Below are 14,772 nucleotides of genomic sequence, written 5' to 3' on the forward strand. Positions count from 1 at the left end.
CCCTGGCCGCCCTGGCCGCCCGGAGCGCCACCGCCCGGGCCGCCCATGCCGCCGCCGCGGCCGGTCTCGCCGGTGCGGACGCTGGCGTTCAGCCAGTACATGCCGGCTTCCGGCAGGGTGAACTTCACCGCGCCGTCGGGGCCGGTCTTGACCTTGATCTCGCCCGGATTGGCGCGATAGCGCGAATTGCCCGGCACGATCGTCACTTCCAGGTCGGCGGCGGGCTTGCCGTCGATCACGAACTTGAAGGTCGCGGCTTCACCGGCCACCACGTCGTTGGGGTGGGTGACGGGAACCAGCTCCAGGCCCTTGCCGGTCGGCTTCACGGCGGTAGGCGCGCCGCGGGTGACGAAGGTCTCGTTGCGGCTGAAGCTCTTGATGGTCTTCAGGTCGGCGGCGCCGGCCGGAACCTGGGCGGCGAACTCTTCGGGCGTGCCGCGGAAGCGCTTGACCTGGCCGGCGTCGGTCCAGCTGGCCACGATGTTGGCCGTGGCGGTGCCGATGCGGTAGGTGCCCGGCTTGGCCAGCTCGACGTCGAACACCGAGCGGTACTGGCCGGTCGAGCCGTTCTTCAGCGGCTCGGTCGTACCGTCCGGCGTGGTGATGACCACGGCGTCCAGGCGCATCGGGCGGTGGTCGGGGTAGAACAGTTCGTTCGAGACGGCCGCGTCGACCGTCACCCAGGCGCCGTCGCCCGATAGGACGGTGGCGGAGGGCACGATCCAGCCGCGGTGGGCGTTGGCGGCCAGCGGGGCGGCGACCAGGGCCGCCGTGATGGCGGTCAGGGCCAGGAGGCGCTTGCGGATGTTCATGGCGTTATCCCCTCTTACTTGACGGTGACCGAGACGGCGCCGAGTTCGGCGGTCCCCTTGGCGGTGGCGGTCTTGCCGGGCTTGCCCCAGGTGAACGGGACGCGGACGGCCTCGTGGCCGCCGACTTCGCGGGCGGCCTCTACCACCAGCGTGTACTCGCCCGGCTTCAGCTTGGAGAGCTCGCTCTTGGCGCCGCTGAAGGCCAGCTTCTGCGGGCCGGGCGCGCGGGTGGCGCTGGTGATCCCGTCGGCCGGGAAGCTCATGGCGCGGCCGGCCTTGCGCCACCACTGGCGCATGTCCTTCAGCCACTTCTGGCCCTTGTCCTCGCGGGAGTCGGCGTCGTACCAGACGGCCAGGGTGGCGGCGGCCGAGGCGTCGGGGCCTTCGACCCAGATGGCGACGTAGGGCTTGTGGTACTCGGCCACGGTCAGGCGCGGGATCTCGACGGTGACGTTGAGGTCGGCGGCCATCGCCGGAGCGCCGACGGCGGCGCCGGCGAAGGTCAGCAGGGAGACGGTGCGCTTCACGGAAGGCGGCCTTTCTCTAGAGGTGGACGAACAGGATCACGAGGAGAAGCGGTATGGCCAGCCCGGCGGCGGTCAGCGGCCAGGTCATCGGCCGTCCGCGGGCGTGGAATTGCAGCAGGATCAGGCCGGTGACCGTGAAGATCACGCAGGCGCCGGCGAAGATGTCGATGAACCAGCCCCAGGCCTTGCCGGCGTTGCGGCCCTTGTGCAGGTCGTTGAGCAGGCTGACCGCGCCGCGGGTGGTCTTTTCGTGCTCGACGGCGCCGGTCTCGCGGTCGATGGCGATCCAGGCGTCGCCGCCCGGGCGGGCCAGGGCCAGATAGACCTCGGCGTCGGACCATTCGCCCACGCGGCGGGCGATGTCGGCGTCGACGGCCTTGTCGAGCCAGGTCTCGACCTTGATCGGCAGCGGGCGCTTGCCTTCCACCGGCCCCTTGGCCAGCTCGGCCAGCAGGTCGGCGGGCAGGGTGGCCTTGCGGGTGACGACCTTGGGCTCGGCCTCGATCTGGCCGGCGTGGTTCAGGGTGAAGCCGGTGATCGCAAACAGCAGCATGCCCACCAGGCTGAGCGCCGCGCTGATCCAGTGCCACTGGTGCAACTGCTTCAGCCAGAAGGAGCGGCGGTTCTGTTCGGCGGCGGCTTTCACGGGATTCCGGGGCGGACGAGCTTCAGTGCCGCCGTCCATACTTGAGAGCGACTTGCAATTACAAGAGCGGATCGTGCTGTGGCCACGATTGGAAACGATGCGCTCGCGATCGGTTATGTGACCATGACCTATCAGCTGCATTATTGGCCGGGAATTCAAGGGCGCGGCGAGTTTGTCCGCCTGGCGCTGGAGGCGGCCGGCGCGCCCTATGTCGACGTCGCCCGCGCGCCCGAAGCGGAGGGCGGCGGCGAGGACACCCTGATGGACGACCTGGCTGAGCTGGGCGGATCGCGCGCGGCGTTCGCGCCGCCGTTCCTGGTCGACGGCGATCTCGTCATCAGCCAGACGGCCAACATCCTGCTCTATCTCGGACCGAGGCACGATCTGGCGCCAGCCGCCGAGAGCGGCCGGCTGTGGGTCAACCAGCTGCAGCTGACCATCGCCGACCTGGTGGTCGAGGCCCACGACACCCACCATCCGGTCGGGGCGGGGCTCTATTACGAGGACCAGAAGGCCGAGGCGCAGCGGCGCTCGGCCGAGTTCCGCGCCGAGCGGATCCCCAAGTTCATGGGCTGGTTCGAACGGGCCTTGGACGGAGGAGGCGCCTGGCTGGCGGGCGGGGCGGTCAGCTATGCCGACCTGTCGCTGTTCCAGGCGCTCGAAGGCCTGCGCTACGCCTTCCCGCACGCCATGGCGAAGCTGGAGCCCGCCTTCCCAAGGTCGTGGCCTTGCGAGACCGTGTCGCCGACCTGCCGCGCATCGCCGCCTATCTCGCCTCCGAAAGACGCATTCCGTTCAACGAAATGGGCATCTTCCGGCGCTATCCGGAGCTGGACCCAGTCTAGCTATATTATAACAGCGTGCGGCCAGCTTGGCCTCGACAAGCGGGGCTCAACAAAAGAAACATCCAGGCTTCCTGCCGCGAGGGGACTTCGCGGGCTGCATTGGGGTCGTTTCGTGAAAGCGCTTTTCTTCTCGGTTTCGCTTCTGTCGCTCGTGGGCGGCGCCGCGCTCGCCCAGGACTACCTGCCCCAGCCGGCCCCGCCGACCCCGCCGATCGCCGCCCCGCAGGACGTGGCCTATCCGGGCGTGCTGAAGCTCTACGTCGACGCCACCGACCTCGAGCGCAAGATCTTCGACATCAAGCTGACCCTGCCGGTCGCCAAGCCCGGCCCGCTGACCCTCTATTATCCGGAGTGGGTGCCGGGCGGCCACTCGCCGCGCAACGACATCGACAAGCTGGCGGGCCTCGTCATCACCGCCAATGGCCAGGTGATCCCCTGGAAGCGCGACGTGGTCGAGGTCAACGCCTTCCACATCGACGTGCCGGCCGGCGTGACCGAGCTGAACATCGCCTACAAGTTCCTGTCGCCGGTCGAGACCAAGGTCGGCCGCATGGTCATGACGCCGGACATGCTGAACCTGCAGTGGCTGCAGATGACCATGTATCCGGCCGGCCACTTCACCCGCCGCATCGCCGTCGAGCCGACCGTCAAGCTGCCGGAGGGCTTCCAGTTCGCCTCGGCCCTCGAGGTCGCCAAGACCGAAGGCCAGGTGACCGCCTTCAAGCCGACCACGGTCGAGACCCTGGTCGACTCGCCGATGTTCGCCGGACGCTACTTCAAGTCGGTCGAGCTGGATCCGGGCGCCAAGGTTCCGGTGCGTCTCAACATGATCGCCGACAAGCCCGAGCTGCTGGAGTTCAAGCCCGAGCAGATCCAGATCCACAAGAACCTGGTCCAGCAGGCCTACAAGCTCTACGGCTCGCATCACTACGACCACTACGACTTCCTGGTGGCCCTGTCGGACCAGCTGGGCGGCATCGGCCTGGAGCACCACCAGTCGAGCGAGAACCGCGTCGCGCCCAAGTACTTCACCGACTGGGACAAGGCCTATGTCGGCCGCGACCTGCTGGCCCACGAATACACCCACTCGTGGAACGGCAAGTTCCGCCGCGGGGCCGACCTGTGGACCCCGACCCTCAACACCCCGATGCGCGACAGCCTGATGTGGGTCTATGAGGGCCAGACCCAGTACTGGGGCTACGTGCTGTCGTCGCGCTCGGGCCTGCTCAACAAGGAGCAGACGCTGGACGCCATCGCCATGACGGCGGCCGCCTACGACAGCCGTCGCGGCCGCGACTGGCGCCCGGTGCAGGACACCACCAACGACCCCATCATCGCCAACCGCAAGCCGTTGTCGTGGCTCTCCTACCAGCGCAGCGAGGACTACTACTCCGAAGGCCAGCTGGTCTGGCTCGACGCCGACACGCTGATCCGCGAGAAGACGAACGGCAAGAAGTCGCTCGACGACTTCGCCAAGGCCTTCTTCGGCGTGGCCGACGGCTCGTACGTCTCGCACACCTACACCTTCGACGACGTGGTGGCGGCGCTGAACGGCGTGGTGGCCTACGACTGGTCGACCTTCCTGAAGGACCGCATCGAGGGGGTGAATCCCAAGGCCCCGCTCGATGGCCTGACGCGCGGCGGCTACAAGCTGGTCTATACCGATGCGCCGACCGACTATTTCAAGGTCTCCGAGACGCGCGGCAAGGTCACCAACCTGGCCTATTCGATCGGCCTGACCGTCGGTTCGGACGGCGTGCTCAGCGACGTGCAGTGGGATGGTCCCGCCTTCAAGGCCGGCCTGACCCAGGGCCTGACCCTGGTGGCCGTCAACGGCGAGGCCTATGACGCCGACAAGCTGAAGGCCGCCGTCAAGGACACCGCCAAGGGCCAGCCGGTCGAACTGCTGGTCAAGGAAGGCTCGCGCTATCGCACCGTGAAGCTCGACTACACGGGCGGCCTGCGCTACCCGCGCCTCGAGCGCGTGGCCGGAACCCCGGCGCGCCTGGATGACATCCTGGCCGCCCGCAAGTAAGCCCATAGAGCCGTCCGGCGCCCGGGCCGCGAGGCGCCGGACGGCTTTGCCTTCCAAGACGCGCGGCCGCGCCTGTCCTGGAAGAGCCCATGTCCGATTCCAACACCTTCGATCGTCGCCAGCTGCTGGCCGGGGCGACCGCTGTCGCCGTCTCCACCGCCCTGCCGGCCATGGCCGCCCCGAAGGACGAGCGCGGCAAGCTCTACGCCCTGTTCGACGCCTTCTTCGACGAGGACCTGACCGAGAGCCCCGAGCAGGCCACCAATCTGGGCCTCGACACCGGCGCTCACGCCGGCGCGCGCACGAAGCTGGGCGACCGCTCGATCGCCGCCTGGATCAGGGAGCGCAAGGAGCCGGCCGCCCGGCTAAAGCGCCTCAAGGCGATCGATCGCAAGGCGCTGAGCGGCGACGACGCCGTCAACTACGACACCGCCGCCTACTATTACGGCGCGCGCGATAAGGCCTCGGGCTTCGACTACGGCGCGGTGTCGCGGCCGTTCGTGGTGACCCAGTTCTACGGCGGCTACTCGTCGGTGCCGAGCTTCCTCGACAGCAAGCACGCGGTGGCCTCGGCGGCCGACGCCGACAGCTACCTGGCCCGCATGGCCGGCTTCGCCGCCGTGCTCGACCAGGAGAGCGAGCGGGTGCGGGCCGACGCCGCCAAGGGCGTGATCCCGTCGGACTTCATCCTCGACAAGGCCATCGGCCAGCTGAAGCAGTTCCGTAGCTTGCCCCCGGAAAAGAACGTGCTGGTCGCCTCGCTGGCCCGCCGCGCCAAGGCCTTCGGCGACTACGACGCCAAGGCCGCCGCCCTGCTGGCCGGCCAGATCCACCCGGCCCTGGACCGCCAGATCGAGACCCTGGCCGCCGTCCGCGCCAAGGCCGTGCACGACGCCGGCATGAGCCGCTTCAAGGACGGCGAGGCCTTCTACGCGGCCCTGCTGCGCATCTACACCACCACCGAAAAGACCCCCGACGAGGTCCACCGCCTGGGCCTGGACGAGGGCGCGCAGATCCAGGCGCGGATGGACGAGATCCTGAAGAAGCGCGGCTTCACCCAGGGTTCGGTCGGCCAGCGGATGGCGGCGCTGAAGGACCTGCCGGGCGAGGCCTACCCCAACACCGACGAGGGCCGCGCCCAGATCCTGGAATATTGCAATCGCCTGATTGCAGAGATGCAGCCCAAGCTGCCGCAATGGTTCGGGATCACCCCGAAGATCCCGGTCGAGGTGCGCCGCATCCCGCCCTACACCGAGGCCGGCTCGTCGGGCGGCTATTACGAGCGTCCGCCGCTGGACGGCTCGCGCCCCGGGGCCTTCTACATCAACCTTCGCGACACGGCCGAGCGCCCGCGCTACGCCCTGCCGACCCTGACCTATCACGAGGCCGCGCCGGGCCATCACTTCCAGCTGGCTTTGACCGCCGAGGGCAGCCTGCCCAAGCTGCGGCAGAACATGTTCTTCTCGGCCAACACCGAGGGCTGGGCGCTCTACGCCGAACAGGTGGCCATGGAGATGGGCCTCTACGAGAACGACGACCTGGGCCTCTTGGGCATGTACCAGGCGCGCCTCTTCCGCGCCTCGCGCTGCGTGGTCGACACCGGCATCCACGCCAAGGACTGGAGCCGCGAGAAGGCCATCGCCTACATGGTCGAGACCGGCGGCGACGACGAGGGCCGCATCACCCGCGAGGTCGAACGCTACTGCGCCAACCCCGCCCAGGCCTGCTCCTACAAGGTCGGCCACACCGTCTGGGCGGCCCTGCGCGAGCGGACCAAGGCAAGGCTCGGCGGCAAGTTCGACATCCGCCGCTACCACGACACGGCGCTGCTGGTGGGGCCGACGCCGCTGACCGTGCTGGAGGGGGTGGTGGACGCTTGGGCGGGGTGACCGCGTCGGTGATTTGCGAAAGCAACTTCCCTGCCGCCTAATATCGTCATCCCGGAAAGCCCGAAGGGCTTATCCGGGACCCAGGGGCCAGGCGCAGTGCGGCCGCCCCTGGGTCCCGGCTCTCCGCTTCGCTGCGGCCGGGATGACGACTTGAAGCTTGCCTCGCTTCGAGTGAGGTTGTCTCCTGTGGGAGACATTCCGAGGCAAGGTGGCATGAGCGTCGAGACCCAGCCCTTCGATCCCGCCGTCTATGTGGAGACGCCGGAGGCCGCCGCCGCCTATCTCGACGAGGCGCTGGCGACCAACGATGCCGCCTTCATCGCCGATGCGCTGGGCGTCCTGGCGCGGGCCAAGGGCATGAGCGGGATCGCCGAGGCGGCGGGACTGGGGCGGCAGAGTCTCTACAAGGCGCTGGCGACCGACGGCAATCCGCGCTTCGACACCGTGCTGAAGGTGGTGGGCGCGCTGGGATTGCGCCTTTCGACCGTTCCGGCCTCCGACTGAAGTGACCGGTAACATTTGGGCTTGAGTGGTCTGACAAGCTCTCCCATAGTGTCAGGCAAGACGGCGCGAAGCCGCCGTGACTGAATGCTGGGGAAACGCAAGGATGACCACCACCCTTACCCGCCGCACGCTGGGCGTCAGCCTGGCGGCTCTCGGCGCCGCCATGGCCCCGGTGGTCCGCGCCGCGCCGAAGGCGAACAAGCCAGGGGGGGGCGACAAGCCGCTCTACAAGGACGCCTCCCAGCCGGTCGAGGCGCGGGTCAAGGACCTGCTGGGGCGCATGACCCTGGAGGAGAAGGCCGCCCAACTGATCGGCATCTGGCTGACCAAGGCCGCGATCCAGACGCCGGAGGGCGACTTCTCGCCCGAGACCGCGTCCAAGAACTTCCCCAACGGCCTGGGCCAGATCTCGCGTCCGACCGACCGCAAGGGCCTGAAGCCCACCAAGGAGGTCAACGCCGCCGCCGGGGCCGACGACGGCTCGGTGGGCCGCAACGCCCCGCAGACCGCCCGCTACACCAACGCCGCCCAGAAGTGGGCGGTGGAGAAGACCCGCCTGGGCATCCCGATGCTGATGCACGACGAGGCCCTGCACGGCTATGTCGCCCGCGACGCCACCAGCTTCCCGCAGGCCATAGCCCTGGCCTCGACCTTCGATCCCGAGCTGGTGGAGAAGGTGTTCGCCACCGCCGCCAAGGAGATGCGCGCCCGGGGCTCCAACATCGCGCTCGCGCCCGTCGTGGATGTGGCCCGCGACCCGCGCTGGGGCCGCATCGAGGAGACCTATGGCGAGGACCCGCACGTCTGCGCCGAGATGGGCCTGGCCGCCATCCGCGGATTCCAGGGCAAGACGCTGCCGCTGGCCCCCGACAAGGTGTTCGTCACCCTCAAGCACATGACCGGCCACGGCCAGCCCGAGAACGGCACCAATGTCGGCCCCGCCCAGATCGCCGAGCGGACCCTGCGCGAGAACTTCTTCCCGCCGTTCGAACGGGCGGTGAAGGAGCTGCCCGTGCGCTCGGTCATGCCCAGCTACAACGAGATCGACGGGGTGCCCTCGCACGCCAACCGCTGGCTGCTGACCGACGTGCTGCGCGGCGAGTGGGGCTATCAGGGCTCGGTCCAGAGCGACTATTTCGCCATCAAGGAACTGATCAGCCGCCACAAGCTGACCGACCAGGTCGCCGACACGGCGGTGATGGCCATGCATGCCGGCGTGGATGTCGAGCTGCCGGACGGCGAGGCCTATGTGCTGCTGCCGCAGCTGGTGCGCGCCGGGCGCATTCCGGAAGCCGAGGTCGACGCGGCCGTGGCGCGGGTGCTGCGGATCAAGTTCGAGGGCGGCTTCTTTGAAAATCCGTATGCGGATGAAAAGACGGCTGACGCCAGGACCGCGACGCCGCAGGCCGTCGCCCTGGCCCGCGAAGCCGCCCGCAAGGCGGTGGTGCTGCTGAAGAACGACAAGGGCCTGCTGCCGCTGGACGGCAAGAAGATCAAGCGCCTGGCGCTCTTGGGCGCCCACGCCAAGGACACCCCGATCGGCGGCTATTCCGACGAGCCGCGCCACGTGGTCTCCGTGCTGGAGGGCCTGACCGCCGAGGCCAAGGCCCAGGGCTTCGCCCTCGACTACGCCGAGGCCGTGCGGATCACCGAAAAGCGCGTCTGGGCCGCCGACGAGGTCAAGCTGGTCGATCCGGCAGTGAACGCCAGGCTCATCGCCGAAGCCATCGAGGTGGCCAAGAAGGCCGACGTCGTCGTCATGGTGCTGGGCGACAACGAGCAGACCAGCCGCGAGGCCTGGGCCGACCATCACTTGGGCGACCGCGACAGCCTGGATCTCGTCGGCCAGCAGAACGATCTGGCCCAGGCGATCTTCGCTCTGGGCAAGCCGACCGTGGTGTTCCTGCTCAACGGCCGGCCGCTGTCGGTGAACCTGCTGGCGCAGAAGGCCGACGCCCTGGTCGAGGGCTGGTACCTGGGCCAGGAGACCGGCAACGCCGCCGCCGACGTGCTGTTCGGCCGCGCCAATCCGGGCGGCAAGCTGCCGGTCAGCATCGCCCGCGACGTCGGCCAGCTGCCGATCTACTACAACCGCAAGCCCACGGCCCGCCGCGGCTATCTGTTCGACCGCGAGACCAGCCCGCTCTATCCGTTCGGCTTCGGGCTTTCGTACACGAGCTTCGACATCGCCGCCCCGCGCCTCTCCAAGGCCAGCATCGGCCAGGGCGAGAGCACGACGGTGTCGGTCGACGTGACCAACACCGGCAAGGTGGCCGGCGACGAGGTGGTGCAGCTCTATGTCCACGACGAGGCCGCTTCGGTGACCCGTCCGGTGCTGGAGCTGAAGCACTTCAGGCGCGTGACCCTGGCGCCGGGCGAGAAGCAGACCGTGACCTTCGAGGTGGGGCCATCGGATCTGTGGATGTGGAACCTGGCGATGAAGCGGGTGGTCGAGCCGGGGGACTTCCAGGTCCTCGTGGGGCCGAACTCGGTGGACCTGAAGGCGACGAAGCTGACGGTGGTTTAGGGAATAGATGCTCCCCCTCTGGGGGAGCTGTCGCGAAGCGACTGAGGGGGAAGGCGTTGCTGAAGCGGCTGGCGTCGCGGAAGCTGAAAACGGGCCCCCTCCGGCCCGCTGGGCCACCTCCCCCAGGAGGGGGAGGGTTTTGGGGATGGGGAGTATCCGCATGCGCCGTGTCGCGCCGATCCTGCTGGCCGCCGTGATGGCCACGCCCGCCGCCGCTCAGGGGCCGCTGCTCAACGGCCTGTTCGCCGACCACGCGGTGGTGCAGCGCGACCGGCCGCTGCCGGTGTTCGGCCGCGCCAAGCCGGGCGAGGCGGTGACGATCACCCTAGGCGACAAGTCCGCGACCGCCACGGCCGGCCCCGACGGCGCCTGGCGGACCGACCTGCCGGCCTTCGCGGCGGGCGGTCCCTATAAGCTGCAGGCCAAGGCGGCCTCGGGCGCGACCCAGACGGTCAGCGACGTGCTGGTCGGCGACGTCTGGCTATGCTCGGGCCAGTCGAACATGGAGCTGCCGGTCGAGCGCGGGAACAACAGCTGGTCCGAGGTCCGCTCGGCCAACGACGACGGCCTGCGCATGGCCTATGTCGACCACGCCGACAGCCGCACGCCCCGCACGGATTTCTCCAAGCCGCCGGCCTGGAAGAGCGCCAAGCCGGAGGCCGTCGGGTCGTTCTCGGCCGCCTGCTACTACATGGCCCGCGAGCTGCGGAAGACAGACAAGACGCCGCTGGGCCTGGTGCACGCCTCGTGGGGCGGTTCGGCGATCGAGGCCTGGATGAGCCCGGCCGCCCTGCGCAAGGCGGGGAACTATGAGGACGGCCTGACCGTCCTGGCGCTGTCGCTGAAGGACCGCCCGGCCGCCGACCGCCGCTGGGGCGAGACGATCAAGGCCTGGTGGAGCCTGCGCCACAACGGCGCGGCCGGCGGGCCGTGGCTCGGCGACGGCGCCTGGACGCCCGCGCCGAAGGGCCTGGGCGCCTGGGAAGGCTGGGGCGTTCCGGCCCTGGCCGCCTTCGACGGGATCGTGTGGTTCGAGACTTCGGTCACGCTGACAGCGGCCCAGGCCCAAGCTCAGGCAAAGGGGGGCGCGGCCAGCCTCGAGATCGGCATGGTCGACGAGGTCGACACCACCTTCGTCAACGGCGTCGGCATCGGCTCGACCTCCGGCGCGGGCACAGTGCGCGTCTATCCGCTGGCGGCCGGACGCCTGAAGGCCGGCGCCAACCGCATCGTCGTCTCGGCCTTCGACAGCTACGCCAACGGCGGCATGTACGGCGACGCGCCGCGCGCGCTGGTGCTGGCCGACGGAACGCGGATCCCGCTGGACGACTGGCGCTGCCAGATCGAGCCCAAGGCCAGCGGCGAGCCGCCGCGCGCGCCGTGGGACGCGCTGTCGGGCCTGTCGACGCTATACAACGGCATGCTGGCGCCGATGGGGCCGTGGGCCTTCAAGGGCCTGGCCTGGTACCAGGGCGAGACCAACGCCGGCCGGCCGCAGACCTATCAGGCGCTGCTGACGCAGTTCCTGGCCGAGCGCCGTACGGGCCAGCCCGCCGACATGCCGGCCCTGGTGGTGCAACTGGCCAATTACGGCAAGCCGCAGCTGGCGCCGGAAGACTCCTGGTGGGCCCAGCTGCGCGAGGCCCAGCGCGTCGCCGTGGCCAAGGACGGCCACGCCGCCATCGCCGTGATCACCGACATCGGCGATCCGTCCGACGTCCACCCCACCAACAAGCAGGACGTCGGCAAACGACTGGCGCGGGGCGCGCGCCGCCTGGCCGGCGCGGCCGTCACCAACGGCCCGTCGCCGGTCTCGGCCCGCCGCGTCGGCGATGCGGTCGAAGTGAAGTTCGAGCAGGTCGCCGAACGGTTGGCGGCGCGCGGCTCGGACCACGCCATCGGCTTCGAGCTGTGCGACGCCGCGGTCTGCCGCTTCGCCGACGCCCGGGTGGAGGGCGACAAGGCGGTGGTCGCGGTTCCGTCTGGCCTGACCCCGACCAGGGTGCGCTTCGCCTGGGCCGACGCGCCCACCTTCAACGTCTTCGACCTGTCGGGCCTGCCACTGGGGCCGTTCGAGCTGGCGGTGACGCAATGAGCATCACTGGACTTCGCGCGGCCGCCTCCGTCCTGGCCCTGGCCGCCGCCGTGGCGCTGTCGGCGCCGGTCGCCGCGCACGCCGCCCAGCCGGCCGCTGTCTCGGCGACGCCGGTGGCCGGCGGTTTTCCGCTGATCGAGGGCGGCAAGCCCGCGCGGGTCGAGGCCGACGTCACCGACTGGCCCGGCGTGCTGCGCGCCGTGCAGGGCCTGCGCGGCGACCTTTCCAAGCTGTCCGGCGGCGGCCAGCCGGCCAAGGACGCGCCGCTGGTCATCGTCGGCACGCTGGGCAAAAGCGCCCAGATCGACGCCCTGGTCGCGGCCGGCAAGCTCGACGTCTCCAGCCTGAAGGGCCGCTGGGAGGGTTTCGTCCAGCAGGTGGTCGAAAACCCGCGCCCCGGCGTCGCCCGCGCCCTGGTCATCGTCGGCGCCGACAAGCGCGGGACGATCTTCGGGGCCTATGATCTTTCCGAACGGGCCGGCGTCTCGCCCTGGACCTGGTGGGCCGACGTGCCCGTACCGGTGCGCGGCGACCTCTCCGTCGCGCCGGGCGCGAACCTGCAGGCGCCGAAGGTCAAGTACCGGGGCATCTTCCTCAACGACGAGAACCCGGCCCTCTACGGCTGGGCCAACGCCACCTTCGGCGGCTTCAACCACGGCTTCTACGAGCGGGTCTATGAGCTGATCCTGCGGCTGAAGGGCGACTATCTGTGGCCGGCCATGTGGGGCAAGTCGCTCTATGACGACGACCCGCTGAACGCTGTGCTGGCCGACGAGATGGGCGTGGTGATCGGCGCCTCTCACCACGAGCCGATGATGCGCTACCACGTCGAGTGGGAGCGCTACGGTCAGGGGCCGTGGGACTATTCCAAGAACCCCGAGGTCCTGCGCCGCTTCTGGCGCGAGGGGATCGAGCGGATGGGCGCCAACGAAAGCCTGGTCACGGTCGGCATGCGCGGCGACGGCGACGAGCCGATGACCCAGGGCACCGCCACCCGGCTGCTGGAGACCATCGTCGCCGACCAGCGCAGGATCATCGGCGAGGTCACCGGCAAGGACCCCTCCGCCACGCCGCAGGTCTGGGCCCTCTACAAGGAGGTGCAGGACTATTACGACGCCGGCATGCGGGTTCCCGACGACGTGACCCTGCTGTTCGCCGACGACAACTGGGGCAACATCCGGCGGCTGCCCAAGCCGGGTGAAAAGCGCCCCGGCGGCTACGGCGTCTACTACCACTTCGACTATGTGGGCGGGCCGCGGAACTACAAGTGGCTCAACACCAACCAGGTCGAGCGGACCTGGGAGCAGATGCGGCGCGCCAATGATGCCGGCGCCGACCGGCTGTGGATCGTCAATGTCGGCGACCTCAAGCCGATGGAGCTGCCGACCGAGTTCTTCCTCGACATGGCCTGGGATCCCGCCGCCATGCCGGTGGAGAAACTGGCGACCTACACCGGCGACTGGGCGGCGGCGCAGTTCGGCGCCGAGCGGGCGGACGAGATCGCCGCCCTGCTGGACGGCTATACGAAGCTCAGCGCGCGGCGGAAGCCCGAGCTGATCGACGGGACGACCTTCAGCCTGGTGAACTTCCGCGAGGCCGAGCGGGTGGAAGCCGAGTGGGGCGAATTGGAGCGCCAGGCCGAGGCCGTGCGCAAGGCCCTGCCCAAGGCCCAGGACGACGCCTTCTTCCAGCTGGTCTGGTTCCCGATCGCGGCCTCGGCCAACTTCAACCGGCTCTACATCGCGGCCGGCCGCAACCGGCTCTACGCCGGGCAGGGGCGCAGCGCGGCGGCCGCGCAAGCCGACAAGGTCGAGGCCCTGTTCGCGCGCGACGCCGAACTGACCCGCCAGCACGACGCCATCGCCGGCGGCAAATGGGTCCACATGATGGACCAGACCCACATCGGCTATACCGGCTGGCAGCAGCCCGACCGCAACATCCTGCCGGAGCTGGCGCGTCCCGCCGTGCCGCATGCGGCGGTGACGGGCGTCGCCGTCGAGGGGCGCGCAGCGTCGGTGGACGGGGCGGCCGACCTGCCGCCGCTGAGCCGCTGGGGCGCGGCCTCGCGCTGGATCGACGTGTTCAATCGCGGTCCCGCCCAGATTTCCTTCGAGGCGACGTCCGGCGCGTCCTGGCTGAAGGTCGCGCGCGGCCCGGCCGGGCCCGGGGGCGATACGCGGCTGGAGGTGTCGGTCGACTGGGACAAGGCCCCCACGGGTCGCCATCGCGTGCCGATCACTGTGAAGGGGACCGCCGCCCAGGCTGTCGTCGTCACCGCCGTGGTCGACAACCCCTCCCGCAAGCCGGCCAAGGGCGCCTTCGTCGAGGCTGGCGGGCCCCTGGCCATCGAGGCCGCCCACCACGCCAGGGCGACGGCGGCGGGCGGGGTCGGCTGGACGGTGATCCCCAATCTCGGCCGCACCCTGTCGGGCGTCACCACCTCGCCGACCACGGCCCCGGCCAGCGAACCCGGCAAGGGGCCGGTGCTGGACTATCTGGTGGATTTCGAGGCGGCGGGGCCGGTGGACCTGTCGGTCCTCGTCTCGCCGGGCCTGGACGTCACGGGCGGCGGCGGACCGCGCTTCGCCGTGTCGATCGATGACGGTGCGCCGGTGGTGGTCAACACCATTCCCGACTCGTCGGAGAAGGCCTGGGACAAGGCGGTGGCGGATAATATCCGTATGCTGACGACATCGCTGGCCGTCCCGTCGGCGGGGGCGCATCGGGTGCGGCTGTGGCGCGTGGATCCGGGCGTGGTGTTCCAGCGCCTGGTGATTTCGCGCGGGCCGGCGCCGGAGAGCTATCTCGGGCCGCCGGAGGGGACCAAAGCGCCCTGATCCTTCTCCCCTTGCGGGAGAAGGTGGCGGCCGAAGGCCGACGGATGAGGGGTCT

General features: G+C 69.8%; 9 protein-coding genes and 2 pseudogenes. 7 read left to right on the forward strand and 4 right to left on the reverse strand.

Translation table 11 applies throughout. The annotated features are described in order from the left end of the window. From DMC18_RS15815 to DMC18_RS15825, 3 genes are all read right to left on the reverse strand, one after another. On the reverse strand, positions 1–812 hold an 812-nt coding region (locus tag DMC18_RS15815; protein ID WP_110133085.1), incomplete at its 3' end, for a DUF4198 domain-containing protein. A gap of 14 nt (positions 813–826) precedes the next feature. Further along, positions 827–1,339, reverse strand: a complete 513-nt coding sequence (locus tag DMC18_RS15820; protein WP_110119313.1) for a DUF2271 domain-containing protein — start codon at positions 1,337–1,339, stop codon at positions 827–829. 16 nt (positions 1,340–1,355) lie between these two features. Next, complete coding sequence (locus DMC18_RS15825) at positions 1,356–1,985, reverse strand: PepSY-associated TM helix domain-containing protein (RefSeq protein WP_110119314.1); 630 nt, start codon at positions 1,983–1,985, stop codon at positions 1,356–1,358. A gap of 261 nt (positions 1,986–2,246) precedes the next feature. Here DMC18_RS15825 and DMC18_RS26985 point away from each other — a divergent pair. The 3 genes and pseudogenes from DMC18_RS26985 to DMC18_RS15840 form a co-directional block, all read left to right on the forward strand. Then, positions 2,247–2,645: pseudogene (locus DMC18_RS26985) on the forward strand (glutathione S-transferase); the annotation flags it as partial. Positions 2,646–2,942: 297 nt separating this feature from the next. After that, positions 2,943–4,865, forward strand: a complete 1,923-nt coding sequence (locus DMC18_RS15835; RefSeq protein WP_110133086.1) for a M61 family metallopeptidase — start codon at positions 2,943–2,945, stop codon at positions 4,863–4,865. Between the two features lie 89 nt (positions 4,866–4,954). Beyond that, complete coding sequence (locus DMC18_RS15840) at positions 4,955–6,754, forward strand: DUF885 family protein (RefSeq protein ID WP_110119317.1); 1,800 nt, start codon at positions 4,955–4,957, stop codon at positions 6,752–6,754. 72 nt (positions 6,755–6,826) lie between these two features. Here DMC18_RS15840 and DMC18_RS26990 read toward each other — a convergent pair. Next, positions 6,827–6,908 (reverse strand): annotated as a pseudogene (locus DMC18_RS26990) (hypothetical protein); the annotation flags it as partial. 59 nt (positions 6,909–6,967) lie between these two features. On the opposite strand from DMC18_RS26990, the gene DMC18_RS15845 reads away from it, so the two are divergent. The 4 genes from DMC18_RS15845 to DMC18_RS15860 all read left to right on the forward strand — a co-directional run bounded on the left by DMC18_RS15845 (position 6,968) and on the right by DMC18_RS15860 (position 14,717). Next, positions 6,968–7,258, forward strand: a complete 291-nt coding sequence (locus DMC18_RS15845) for an addiction module antidote protein (RefSeq protein ID WP_110119318.1) — start codon at positions 6,968–6,970, stop codon at positions 7,256–7,258. A gap of 103 nt (positions 7,259–7,361) precedes the next feature. Next, complete coding sequence (locus DMC18_RS15850; RefSeq protein ID WP_110119319.1) at positions 7,362–9,785, forward strand: glycoside hydrolase family 3 N-terminal domain-containing protein; 2,424 nt, start codon at positions 7,362–7,364, stop codon at positions 9,783–9,785. Positions 9,786–9,945: 160 nt separating this feature from the next. After that, positions 9,946–11,880, forward strand: a complete 1,935-nt coding sequence (locus tag DMC18_RS15855; RefSeq protein ID WP_199232582.1) for a sialate O-acetylesterase — start codon at positions 9,946–9,948, stop codon at positions 11,878–11,880. Then, positions 11,877–14,717, forward strand: a complete 2,841-nt coding sequence (locus tag DMC18_RS15860; protein WP_110133088.1) for a glycosyl hydrolase 115 family protein — start codon at positions 11,877–11,879, stop codon at positions 14,715–14,717. Before DMC18_RS15855 ends, DMC18_RS15860 begins: the two co-directional genes overlap by 4 nt. Positions 14,718–14,772: the final 55 nt, after the last annotated feature.

It is taken from the genome of Caulobacter sp. D5 (assembly GCF_003185805.1).
Taxonomy (GTDB): Bacteria; Pseudomonadota; Alphaproteobacteria; order Caulobacterales; family Caulobacteraceae; genus Caulobacter.

What these genes read in the sequence shown, in the direction of transcription:
- DMC18_RS15840 (WP_110119317.1), top strand. Translation starts at nt 4,955, where the DNA reads ATGTCCGATTCCAACACCTTCGATCGTCGCCAGCTGCTGGCCGGGGCG.
- DMC18_RS15845 (WP_110119318.1), top strand. Translation starts at nt 6,968, where the DNA reads ATGAGCGTCGAGACCCAGCCCTTCGATCCCGCCGTCTATGTGGAGACG.
- DMC18_RS15850 (WP_110119319.1), top strand. Translation starts at nt 7,362, where the DNA reads ATGACCACCACCCTTACCCGCCGCACGCTGGGCGTCAGCCTGGCGGCT.
- DMC18_RS15855 (WP_199232582.1), top strand. Translation starts at nt 9,946, where the DNA reads ATGCGCCGTGTCGCGCCGATCCTGCTGGCCGCCGTGATGGCCACGCCC.
- DMC18_RS15860 (WP_110133088.1), top strand. Translation starts at nt 11,877, where the DNA reads ATGAGCATCACTGGACTTCGCGCGGCCGCCTCCGTCCTGGCCCTGGCC.